The sequence below is a fragment of the Bacillus sp. P4_D3 genome, assembly GCF_056401855.1.
On record NZ_JBFUIN010000088.1, the window covers coordinates 1 to 10,563 of the forward strand.

Sequence of the window (10,563 nt, forward strand, 5' to 3'; positions counted from 1 at the left end):
GTATTTATTCAACAAGGAGGAGAATGGAGAATTGCTGAAAGTATAGTTGCGCCAACAGATCAAATCGTGGCAAATGGTGACGGCTTTGGAACAAAGCAAGAAAAGGAGTATGGGAAAAGAAGAGAGAATGTGAAATAACCTCCTCTAGGCGAGGAGGTTATTTTATTTGAAATTCCAAGAGACTTTCCATTTTAATATTTTAGCTAGGAAGAAATACGTAATTAAACTAGTTATCAAAAATCCGATGTAAAAGCTGGACAATGACTGCGCGCGACTTAGCATTAAACCTCCAGCGATCCCACCAAAGAAAATCGCACAAGCCATAACTAACTTTTGTAATCTTGGATATAATAGGTAGTTACCATTTCGTTCATTCACTGAACGAACATATAAATATATACCAAGCGGTAATAAAATGATGATATGTGCAATAGGTCCAATCAATGTTTTTGCTGGAGGGATTTTTGTAAAGTTCGGTTCGTTATGCCTCACTCCATTTCGATCGGTATAAGCGCTTTGTGGATCATAATTAAAGTGAATATAAAACTCTTCTGCTGGACCAGAAATACGTATGTTTTCCATAAGACGTTGTATATTGCCATTGTCTTTATGAAATTCAGTATTCGAGTGAACAGCAATGACTCCTGCAATAAGTGATGGGAGTAACACTGGGAATATTAATATAGCTGCAGTGAGAAATCCTTGCGATATAACATTCCCAGCGATTGTTCCTATGCATAAGGCAAGTGTATAAATAGCGATTAATACAATTAACATGTATATAAAGTAACTATGAAATGGGGAAAATACTTGATATTTATTATGAAAAGTCAACTTTTTCATAATAGCAAATAGTCCCCAGTTTAAAAGGACAATCGCAACGATATTACAAATTCCAAACAACCATTTTGTTATATAAAGGTGTGAACGTTTAAAGGGCATAGACCATAACAAGTCACTAGAGTTATTTTGTCTTTCCAAGCCGATTAATGTGCAGGCCAGAACGATAAGTACACCACCTTGAAATATGACAGAGTCCATAAGTGATAAATCAAAGTTGTAATGATATATAGATTTCCATTTTTTATTCATATTTAGAAAGTGTTGTTGTTCAATAGAAGTCATATAGTATTTATACGACAAAGTATAGAAGCTGATGAGCCAAAATAGCCATACAACATATTTACTTTGTTGATACGTTCTTAGCCATAGTGCTTTTTGAAACATAGGATCTCTCCTTTAAAAAACTTTATAATTTGTTAGGCGTGATAATACAACATAAGTAATGATTCCAGCGAGAAACAAACCGATATAGTAGTTTAATAGGAAACTAAATTGAGTTATTTTATAGCCACCTAGTAATGCAAAGTAAATGGTTGCCCCCCATATCCACATTCGTAAATGATTTTGGAAAATAAATATCTTTTGAGTGTTTTCATTAGGTGATCGTGTATATAAGTATGTGCCAAGGAGTAAGTAAAGTATTGTATACAAAATAGGGACTAACATTGATTTAGCTGAATAATACGTATAAGATGCTGGGTCTCTTAAAGTAGTTGGGGCATTTTCTTTTTTACGTAATTCAGGATCATACTCGTAATAAAGCGTGAAATTATATATTGGTGCGACCACATTTGTTTTTTGATTGATTTCATAAAGTTGTTCATATAGCTTATAATCTTTAGTATCGGTAGCCTCTAAATGGTTTATCGTAAAAGTGTACACTAGTGGAATAAATGTAAGTCCCATTAGTAGCCACGGAATACAAAAAACAATCTGCGAAACAACGCTTCCGGTAAAAGTACCGATGCATAGTGCGGCTGTATATACTGCAACATAAGAAACAATCGCATAAAGAAAGTATCGGTGAAATGGACTAAATGATTGATAATCAAAATGAATGGTTGTTCTATAAATAGCGTACATAAGAATCCAGTTTATAAGTAATGAACCTACAATACAAAATGAACCGAAAGCCCATTTAGTTAAGAAAATATCTTTTCTATTAAAAGGCATTGCCATAAGTGTGCTATTAGACTGGTTACTACGCTCCCATCCTATCAATAAGCAGGCTAAAGCGATGATAAGAACAGTTAACCAAACACTATTGCCTTCCCCTGGAGAAAAGGAATAAAAATAATAATAGTGTTTTCCTTTTTCTTGTAATTCGTAATACTCAGCAAGTTGTCTCTGAGCACTTCTATAGTAGCCAAAAGATAGCAAGTAAAGCGAACTAAAGAAAAACAGTAACACAGCATATTTCCCGCGCTTCCAATTCCACATCCATAACGCCTTATGAAACATACCCATCCCCCTCAAGTGTCGTAACGAAGACATCTTCAAGTGACATTGATAATTCTTCAATGAGTATTGGTTGCTCTTTATAGAACTTCTCCAGTGTTGTAGCCACATTTCCCTCAATTAAGATTGTATATACTTTTCCTGTTTGATTTAATATTTTAATATTGCTTAAGTTTTCTAGTTTTTGAGGTAGTGATCGTTCGTAAGCAACTTGGACTTTAGCAAATTGTGATTTTGCATCATCTAGTGATGTAATAGAATCTACGGTATGTTCTTTTAAAATAATGATTGTATCGGCAATTTTTTCAACTTCATCTAAATGGTGAGTGGAGATGAAAATTGTAATTTCTTTTTCTGCTACTTCTTCAACGAGAAATTGTAGAATCTGTCTTTTAACGATAGGATCAAGTCCGTTTGTCGGTTCATCTAAAATGATATATTCTGCTTTTGCAGCGAAAGCTAAAATGATCGCAAGCAGTGCTTTCATCCCTTTTGAGTAACTACGAATACGTTTGTTTGGTAAATTAAAACGTTCTAATATCTCATAAAAATATTGTTCATCAAATGCTGTATAAACTGCTTTATAAAACTTAACGATTTCTTTCACTGTATAACCGTTTAGTATGTTAGTAGAGTCTGGAACGTATACAACCTTTTGTTTAATTTCAGGATGCTTATGAACATCCGTATCCTCATATGTAACAGTTCCTGCATCTGGGTCTAAAATGCCGACCATCGTTCGTAATAAAGTTGTTTTCCCCGCACCGTTTCTTCCGAGCAATCCGACGATACTACCTTTTTGTAATGTGAAAGAAACATCGTCTAAAATCGTTTGGTTATCAATTGTTTTCTTCAAGTTTGTCACTTTCAGCATCCGTATTTCCTCCAATCTCTTTATAGTATGAATCTATCCAATCGTGAATTTTATCTTTCGTAATCCCAAGATAAGAGGCTTCTAGTAATAATTGATGAAATTGCTTTTCAACCATAGCGATTTTCCTTTCGTCTAATGTTGGGGTAATCGATTGGGCTACAAATGTTCCTTTTCCTCGTAATGTTTCAATAATCCCTTGTCGCTCTAATTCTTGATAAGCTTTACTTACTGTATTTGGATTTATAACGAGCAAAGAAGCAAGCTCGCGTACAGAAGGAAGCTTATCACTTGGAGCTAACATGTTTTTTAGTACGAGCTCTTTTATATTTTGAACAATTTGTTCCCATATCGGAGTGTTGCTTCTTGGATCAAGTTGAATATGCAAGAGCAATGTCTCCTTCCTGGCGAGTATTAAGTGTACTACTACGTGTAATACACTTAATACAATATCGGCAATTACTTTATTTGTCAAATGAAAATAATAGAAAAATATGGTATTAAAAATGAGTAAATTGGAAAAAATAGGTTTGATATAGAATGGAGGGTTAGTCATGAAGCGAGTTTTTGGAATACTTGTTTGTTTCATGTTATTGCTTTCTGGTACTTCAGTTAGTTTTGCACAATCTGAGAAAACGAAGCAGGAGAAAACAGAAGAGACCGCGCCGAAGTTAGCGGAACAAGCGTCGTCAGCGATCGTAATTGAGCAAGATACAGGTAAAGTTTTGTTTGATAAAAATCCGAATGAAAAGTTACCACCTGCTAGTATGACAAAGATTATGACAATGCTTTTAATTATGGAACAAGTTGAAAAAGGAAAATTAAAACTGACAGATAAAGTGAGAGCGAGTGAACACGCAGCTTCAATGGGCGGATCACAAATCTTTCTAGAACCTGGGGAAGAAATGACTGTAAATGAAATGTTAAAGGGCATTGCAATTGCATCTGGAAATGATGCATCTGTTGCAGTGGCCGAGCATATCGCTGGTTCAGAAGAAGGATTCGTAAATATGATGAACAAAAAAGCGAAAGATTTAGGACTGAAAAATACACATTTTCAAAATCCGACAGGTCTCCCGGCGAAAGATCATTATTCCACAGCGAATGATATGGCTATTATGGCGAAAGAGTTGATGAAGTATCCACTTATTCGAAAATACACAGGTAAATATGAAGACTATTTACGTGAAAATACGGATAAGAAGTTTTGGCTTGTTAATACGAATAAGCTAGTACGTTTTTATCCTGGAGTAGATGGAGTGAAAACAGGCTTTACGACAGAAGCGAAATATTGTTTAACAGCATCAGCTGAAAAAAATGGTATGCGTGTTATTTCAGTTGTAATGGGAGCACCTACATCAAAAGAACGGAACAATCAAGTAACGAAGCYACTTGACTATGCATTTGGTCAATATATGACAAAAAAATTGTATACACGTGGCGAAAAAATTAAGACTGTACAAGTAGGAAAAGGTAAGGAAGAAAAAGTAGATTTAGTTGCGTCAGACAATGTGTCTCTTCTTATGAAGAAGGGCGAAAATATGGACAAAGTTAAACAAGAAGTGATTGCTGAAAAGAAAGTGAAGGCACCGATTAAAAAAGGTGATGCACTTGGCACACTTGTTATTAAAAGAGATAAAGATGTTTTATTAAAACAAACAATTGTAGCGAAAGAAGATGTTGATGCAGCTAGCTGGTGGGAGTTATTTAAACGAAGCTTTGGGATGTTTTCAACATCAAAATAGCGGTGAAAATTTTGCCGCTTTTCTGTTCGTATTTACGGGGATAATTGCTGAAAGGTTTCACTTTATGGCGAAATAGTTCTTCTTTTGTCAGTAGGAAGGATTCTGGTTTTATATCACGAAAATCTTATGTTAAAGAATAAAGTTTGAGCATAAGGAGGAAATCGTGTGAGTCTTTCCATGCATTTAGAAGTAAAACGTGACGTCTTATGTGTGAGGCTAGAGGGTGAATTAGATCATCATACTGCTGAAGAGTTGCGAACGAAAGTAACAGATATGATTGAGACACATGGTGTTCATCATATTGTTTTGAGCCTAGAGAACTTAACATTTATGGATAGTTCAGGTTTAGGCGTTATATTAGGCCGATATAAACATGTAAAGGGATTAGGTGGAGAGATGGTTGTCTGTGCAATTTCACCGCCTGTTAAACGTTTATTTGAAATGTCAGGTCTATTCAAAATTGTTCGTTTAGAAGAAAGTGAAGCGCATGCGCTCGCGACGTTGGGGGTGGCATAGATGAGAAATGAAATGAACCTTCAATTTTCAGCGTTAAGTCAGAATGAATCATTCGCTCGTGTTACGGTAGCTGCTTTTATTGCGCAATTAGACCCGACGATGGAAGAACTAACAGAGATTAAAACAGTTGTGTCAGAAGCGGTTACAAATGCAATTATTCATGGGTATGAAGGAAATGCAGAAGGTGTTGYTTATATTTCAGTGATTTTGGAAGAAGCGATGGTGAAACTCACGATTCGAGATGAAGGGATTGGTATCTTTAACTTAGATGAAGCAAGACAACCCCTTTTTACAACTAAACCTGAATTAGAGCGTTCCGGAATGGGATTTACTATCATGGAAAATTTTATGGATGAAGTAGAAGTTATTTCAAACGAATCTTTCGGGACAACAATCCATTTGACAAAATACTTATCAAATAGTAACGCTCTATGCAATTAAGGAGAATAGCCAATGGACATAGAGGTCAGAAATGAGAAGAAGAAACCTCAGTTAAAGGACCACGAGCTAAAAGCGTTAATTCAAAAGAGTCAAGATGGAGATCAACAAGCGAGAGATACAATCGTTCAAAGTAATATGCGTCTCGTATGGTCGGTTGTGCAGCGATTTCTTAATCGAGGATACGAACCAGACGATTTATTTCAAATTGGATGTATTGGACTCTTAAAATCGGTAGATAAATTTGATTTATCTTTCGACGTGAAATTTTCAACATATGCAGTTCCAATGATTATCGGTGAAATACAACGATTTTTACGTGACGATGGATCAGTGAAAGTAAGTAGATCTTTAAAAGAAACAGGAAACAAAGTCCGAAAGATGAGAGACGAGCTTTCGAAGGAATTTGGAAGGGCTCCAACGATTAATGAGGTAGCAGAGGCTCTTGAACTAACGCCGGAAGAAGTTGTTCTGGCGCAAGAAGCGAGTCGTGCTCCTTCGTCGATACATGAAACTGTGTATGAAAACGATGGAGATCCAATTACTATTTTAGATCAAATTGCAGATCAATCGGAAACGAAATGGTTTGATAAAATTGCTTTAAAAGAAGCAATTAGAGAATTGGATGAACGAGAAAGGCTAATTGTGTATTTGCGCTATTATAAAGACCAAACCCAATCAGAAGTAGCGGAGCGCATAGGCATTTCACAAGTACAAGTTTCAAGACTTGAAAAGAAAATATTAAAACAGATGAAAGATCGAATAGATGAATAGCTATCTATTCGATTTTTTTTTGTTGTAACGTATGGTTGGTCGATAGCGGCAGCGTTTCTTATAGTTGCACTAGTCATTAGTCTGAAGAAATGGAATGCACAAATACATTCAGACTCTGCCTAGCTGGAAAAAGAATGGAAGTACCGAGGTGTTTCATGATGAGCGGATCAGCGATTATGATGATGGTTATAGGTATGGTAGTCATTTGGGGAGGACTTGCATTAAGTATTGCAAATTTATTTAAGAAAAAGGCGTAGCTGAAAAACATCTGTACCGAAACGGTACAGATGTTTTTTTATGAAAAAATTGTATTAGAAAAAATTCCAATAACCATACTACAACTACGAGGAAGAGTGAAGGGGTGAATGAAAATTGGAACAAACGATTTATATTAAAATGCGCAATCGCTTAAAAGTGTCTTCTACGTATGAAGTAAAGCTGAGCGATGTTGCTCAACTTGCCGGAGATTCTTTGGTAGTTGAGTCGTTACAAAATGAGATAGTCTACAAAATAACAGCGCATGATAAAACACATGTTGTAATTGATGTTATGAAAGTGATTGAGATTATTCAACAAAAAGCGGCTCACATACAAATTAATTTACTTGGTTCTGGAGAAACTCTTGTTGAAATTATATACGAAAAAAAGAAAGTACATCCGGTTTTCTTCGGACTTGTATGGTTGTTACTTTTCATTGGAGCGGCCCTTGCGATCATTTATTTCCATGAAGATGTAAGTATGCAACAAGTACACCAACGGTTATATTACATGATTACTGGAGAATTTAAGGCGCAACCACTTTTATTTCAAATTCCTTATTCATTAGGTCTTGGATTAGGTATGGTCTTATTTTTTAATCATGTATTTCAAAAGAGAATTAATGAAGAGCCGAGCCCGTTAGAAGTTGAGATGTTTCAATATCAGCAGTCGCTTGATCAATATGTAATTGTTCATGAAAACAAGGATAATATGAAACAGATTGCTGATGATTGAGTGTGCATTTGTTGTATTAATTGGTTTAGCTGGAGGGATTGCAGTAGGTAGCGGATATGTCGCGTTTTTAGCTGTACTTGGTATAATCCCTCGTTTAGCTCAATTAACGAGAAGTGGAAAGCATATTCAATATTTTGAGTGGGCGGTCATTGCAGGTACTTTAACAGGGGCTTGGTGTAGTCTGAAAAATATTACATTTCACACGTCACAATATTGGCTTGTTATATTAGGGATATTTTGTGGCACATTCATTGGAATGCTGGCTGCGGCGTTAACGGAAGTGTTAAACGTTTTACCTATTTTAGCGAAACGAGTAAGGGTAGAGGGGAAAATTATTGTTTTACTGGTTGCTCTTGTACTTGGGAAAGTAATAGGCTCGTTGTTTCACTGGATTTATTTCGTAAAGTAGGAGGCAATATATATGGCAGGACGAAAATTGAAGGACGATTACATAAATAAAGTGAAGGAGTACCATCCAAAACCGAACTATTTCATAAATTGTGTGAAGGCATTTCTTGTTGGTGGACTCATTTGTACGGCGGGAGAAGTGTTGATGAAATTTTATATACATTACTTTCACTTTAGTGAGAAAGAGGCAGGAAACCCTACAGTTGCAACTCTTGTTTTACTATCAGCGATTTTAACAGGGTGTGGTGTATATGATAAAATCGGGCAGTTTTCTGGAGCGGGATCAGCAGTACCAGTTACTGGATTTGCGAATTCTATGGCGAGTGCCGCGCTAGAACATAGGAGTGAAGGGGTTGTTCTAGGAATCGCTACTAACATGTTTAAGCTTGCAGGAAGTGTCATTGTATTTGGAGTCGTCGGTGCATACATTATCGGGCTAATAAGATATACATTTCAAATTTTAATGTCTTAAAGGAGGGGTGGGTATGAGATTGACAGGAAAACAAACGTGGGTATTTCAAAATGATATCTTCGTGAATGCAACTGGTACTGCTGTCGGTCCGAAAGAAGCTGAAGGCCCTCTTGGAAAGGATTTTGATATTTCATATTCTGACTTACATTGCGGAGAGGAAAACTGGGAACTTGCTGAACGAAGGTTAATGTCAGACTCGATTCAACAAGCGATGCAAAAAGGGAATATAAAAAAATCACAAATTGATTTCTTTTTAGCGGGAGATTTATTAAACCAAACAGTGACAGCAAATTACGTTGCTCGTGAGTATGGTATTCCTTTTTTAGGGATGTTCAGCGCTTGTGCGACGTCAATGGAAACTTTGGCTGTTGGATCCGCTTTTATAGATGGTGGATTTGCGAATCGTATTTTAGCTACAGTAAGTAGTCATAATGCGACGGCTGAAAGACAATTTCGTTACCCAACAGAATACGGAGGACAAAAGCCAGGGACAGCAAACTCAACTGTTACTGGAGCAGGGTCAATATTAATTAGCAATGAGGAGAGTGCAATTAAAATAACAGCAGCAACAATCGGCAAAGTACAAGATTTAGGAATTGCTAATCCTTTAGACATGGGATCAGCGATGGCACCAGCTGCTGCTCATACAATTCAACAGCATTTTGAAGATTTGAGAAGAAGTGCAGCTGATTATGATCTTATTGTTACTGGTGATTTATCAGCTGTTGGGACACCAATTGCGAGACAACTTTTACTTGAGGAAGGATATGATTTGGGGAATGTATACAACGATTGTGGATTAATGATTTACAATTCAAATCAAGAAGAAGTGTTTGCAGGGGGCAGTGGTTGTGCGTGTTCAGCTGTTGTAACATACGGCCATTTATTGCGTGAAATGCAAAAAGGAAATTTACAACGAATTTTTGTCGTTGCAACTGGAGCTCTATTAAGCCCCATGATGATGCAACAGAAGGAAACGATTCCAACGATTGCGCATGGTGTTGTGTTTGAAAGCGTTAAAGGAGAGTGAATTGTGGATTTTATATACGCATTTCTTGTAGGAGGAGCTATTTGTGTAATTGGACAAGTGTTGCTGGATTTCGCAAAGTTAACACCGGCACATTTAATGGCAACTTTTGTAGTCGCCGGAGCTATTTTAGACGGATTCGGATTGTACGATAAGCTTATAAAATTTGCAGGTGCTGGGGCAACGGTCCCTATTACAAGTTTTGGACACTCACTATTGCACGGGGCAATGCATGCGGCAGAAAAACATGGATATTTAGGAATTGGAATCGGTATGTTTAGTTTAACGTCTGCGGGGATTTCAGCAGCGATATTATTTTCATTTTTTGTTGCACTTATATGTAAACCGAAAGGATAAATCAAATGAGACGAAGGGTTGTTTTGGTCACAGATGGAGATGAATATGCAAAGCGGACAATTGAGCTGTTAACAAAGGAATTTGGGGGAAGGTGTATTTCGGCATCGCAAAGTAATCCGACCAAATTGACAGGGAAGAAAGTTGTTGAGCTTATTATGCAAACGCCATATGACCCTGTATTTGTCATGTTTGATGACAGCGGATTTATAGGAGAAGGATCTGGTGAAAAGGCGTTAAAGTATGTCGCAACACATAAACAAGTTGATGTACTGGGTATTTTAGCAGTAGCATCTAATACACATCATTGGGAATGGGCGCGTGTAGATGTAAGTGTAGATCGGAATGGGAATTTGACAGAATACGGCGTTGATAAATTTGGACTCCCAGATGGTGAAGTTGGCAGGATTAGTGGGGATACGATTTATTGTTTAGATGGTCTGAATGTTCCTGTCATTGTGGGGGTCGGTGATATTGGTAAGATGTGCGGAAATGATGAATGGGAGAGAGGATCACCTATTACTAGAAAAGCGATTCAATTAATTTTGGAAAGGAGTGGGTTTTATGACGAAGCCTAAAAAAGTGAATATCCCGATTTCATCTTTTTTAAGTGATAATGAAAATTACTTAAAGCAAACAGTTGGACTGGGTGTTACATACGATG

Annotated in this window: 15 protein-coding genes; 11 read left to right on the plus strand and 4 right to left on the minus strand. The window is 36.7% G+C overall.

The genetic code is table 11. The annotated features are described in order from the left end of the window. Window positions 1-162 precede the first annotated feature (162 nt). The 4 genes from AC1DTM_RS12320 to AC1DTM_RS12335 are packed head-to-tail and all read right to left on the minus strand — an operon-like array spanning window position 163 to window position 3,560. Window positions 163-1,227 (minus strand): ABC-2 transporter permease, encoded by a 1,065-nt coding sequence (locus tag AC1DTM_RS12320; protein WP_002160608.1) that lies wholly within the window; start codon window positions 1,225-1,227, stop codon window positions 163-165. A 12-nt stretch (window positions 1,228-1,239) separates the two neighbouring features. Continuing rightward, window positions 1,240-2,304: an ABC transporter permease subunit gene (locus AC1DTM_RS12325; RefSeq protein WP_016106090.1), complete on the minus strand. Its 1,065-nt coding sequence runs from the start codon at window positions 2,302-2,304 to the stop codon at window positions 1,240-1,242. Continuing rightward, window positions 2,294-3,175, minus strand: coding sequence for an ABC transporter ATP-binding protein (locus AC1DTM_RS12330; RefSeq protein WP_016106089.1), 882 nt, complete (start codon window positions 3,173-3,175; stop codon window positions 2,294-2,296). Before AC1DTM_RS12330 ends, AC1DTM_RS12325 begins: the two co-directional genes overlap by 11 nt. Next, entirely contained in the window at window positions 3,141-3,560 is a 420-nt protein-coding gene (locus tag AC1DTM_RS12335) for a GntR family transcriptional regulator (RefSeq protein ID WP_002145907.1), read from the minus strand. Before AC1DTM_RS12335 ends, AC1DTM_RS12330 begins: the two co-directional genes overlap by 35 nt. A gap of 166 nt (window positions 3,561-3,726) precedes the next feature. Between AC1DTM_RS12335 and dacF the strand changes: the two genes are divergently transcribed. The 11 genes from dacF (at window position 3,727) to spoVAEA (ending at window position 10,477) form a co-directional block, all read left to right on the plus strand. Beyond that, window positions 3,727-4,917, plus strand: coding sequence for a serine-type D-Ala-D-Ala carboxypeptidase DacF (gene dacF, locus AC1DTM_RS12340; RefSeq protein ID WP_477000276.1), 1,191 nt, complete (start codon window positions 3,727-3,729; stop codon window positions 4,915-4,917). A gap of 165 nt (window positions 4,918-5,082) precedes the next feature. Then, window positions 5,083-5,433, plus strand: coding sequence for an anti-sigma F factor antagonist (gene spoIIAA / locus AC1DTM_RS12345; RefSeq protein ID WP_002088460.1), 351 nt, complete (start codon window positions 5,083-5,085; stop codon window positions 5,431-5,433). Further along, window positions 5,434-5,874 carry an anti-sigma F factor gene (gene spoIIAB / locus AC1DTM_RS12350; protein WP_477000277.1) on the plus strand — a complete coding sequence of 147 codons (441 nt, stop codon included), beginning with the start codon at window positions 5,434-5,436 and terminating at the stop codon, window positions 5,872-5,874. A 12-nt stretch (window positions 5,875-5,886) separates the two neighbouring features. After that, window positions 5,887-6,645 carry an RNA polymerase sporulation sigma factor SigF gene (gene sigF / locus AC1DTM_RS12355; protein WP_002111619.1) on the plus strand — a complete coding sequence of 253 codons (759 nt, stop codon included), beginning with the start codon at window positions 5,887-5,889 and terminating at the stop codon, window positions 6,643-6,645. A gap of 134 nt (window positions 6,646-6,779) precedes the next feature. Beyond that, window positions 6,780-6,902, plus strand: coding sequence for a methionine/alanine import family NSS transporter small subunit (locus AC1DTM_RS12360; protein ID WP_367958655.1), 123 nt, complete (start codon window positions 6,780-6,782; stop codon window positions 6,900-6,902). A gap of 115 nt (window positions 6,903-7,017) precedes the next feature. Continuing rightward, complete coding sequence (locus tag AC1DTM_RS12365; RefSeq protein ID WP_016106088.1) at window positions 7,018-7,638, plus strand: stage V sporulation protein AA; 621 nt, start codon at window positions 7,018-7,020, stop codon at window positions 7,636-7,638. Beyond that, the gene (gene spoVAB, locus AC1DTM_RS12370; RefSeq protein WP_016106087.1) at window positions 7,631-8,047 is read left to right on the plus strand and encodes a stage V sporulation protein SpoVAB; all 417 of its coding nucleotides are present in this window, start codon (window positions 7,631-7,633) and stop codon (window positions 8,045-8,047) included. The genes AC1DTM_RS12365 and spoVAB overlap by 8 nt, the downstream gene beginning before the upstream one ends. 12 nt (window positions 8,048-8,059) lie before the next feature. Further along, window positions 8,060-8,518, plus strand: coding sequence for a stage V sporulation protein AC (spoVAC, locus tag AC1DTM_RS12375; RefSeq protein ID WP_002160614.1), 459 nt, complete (start codon window positions 8,060-8,062; stop codon window positions 8,516-8,518). Window positions 8,519-8,531: 13 nt separating this feature from the next. Beyond that, a complete protein-coding gene (gene spoVAD, locus AC1DTM_RS12380; protein WP_016106086.1) occupies window positions 8,532-9,548 on the plus strand; it encodes a stage V sporulation protein AD in 1,017 nt (338 codons plus the stop codon). 3 nt (window positions 9,549-9,551) lie between these two features. Continuing rightward, window positions 9,552-9,902: a stage V sporulation protein AE gene (spoVAE, locus tag AC1DTM_RS12385; RefSeq protein ID WP_002014916.1), complete on the plus strand. Its 351-nt coding sequence runs from the start codon at window positions 9,552-9,554 to the stop codon at window positions 9,900-9,902. Between the two features lie 5 nt (window positions 9,903-9,907). Beyond that, on the plus strand, window positions 9,908-10,477 hold the full coding sequence (gene spoVAEA / locus AC1DTM_RS12390) for a stage V sporulation protein SpoVABEA (RefSeq protein ID WP_002111611.1): 570 nt from the start codon (window positions 9,908-9,910) through the stop codon (window positions 10,475-10,477). Window positions 10,478-10,563: the final 86 nt, after the last annotated feature.

Coding starts and splice junctions, on each gene's coding strand:
- AC1DTM_RS12320 (WP_002160608.1), bottom strand. CDS start 1,227: ATGTTTCAAAAAGCACTATGGCTAAGAACGTATCAACAAAGTAAATAT.
- AC1DTM_RS12325 (WP_016106090.1), bottom strand. CDS start 2,304: ATGTTTCATAAGGCGTTATGGATGTGGAATTGGAAGCGCGGGAAATAT.
- AC1DTM_RS12330 (WP_016106089.1), bottom strand. CDS start 3,175: ATGCTGAAAGTGACAAACTTGAAGAAAACAATTGATAACCAAACGATT.
- sigF (WP_002111619.1), top strand. CDS start 5,887: ATGGACATAGAGGTCAGAAATGAGAAGAAGAAACCTCAGTTAAAGGAC.
- AC1DTM_RS12360 (WP_367958655.1), top strand. CDS start 6,780: ATGGAAGTACCGAGGTGTTTCATGATGAGCGGATCAGCGATTATGATG.
- spoVAB (WP_016106087.1), top strand. CDS start 7,631: ATGATTGAGTGTGCATTTGTTGTATTAATTGGTTTAGCTGGAGGGATT.
- spoVAC (WP_002160614.1), top strand. CDS start 8,060: ATGGCAGGACGAAAATTGAAGGACGATTACATAAATAAAGTGAAGGAG.
- spoVAD (WP_016106086.1), top strand. CDS start 8,532: ATGAGATTGACAGGAAAACAAACGTGGGTATTTCAAAATGATATCTTC.
- spoVAEA (WP_002111611.1), top strand. CDS start 9,908: ATGAGACGAAGGGTTGTTTTGGTCACAGATGGAGATGAATATGCAAAG.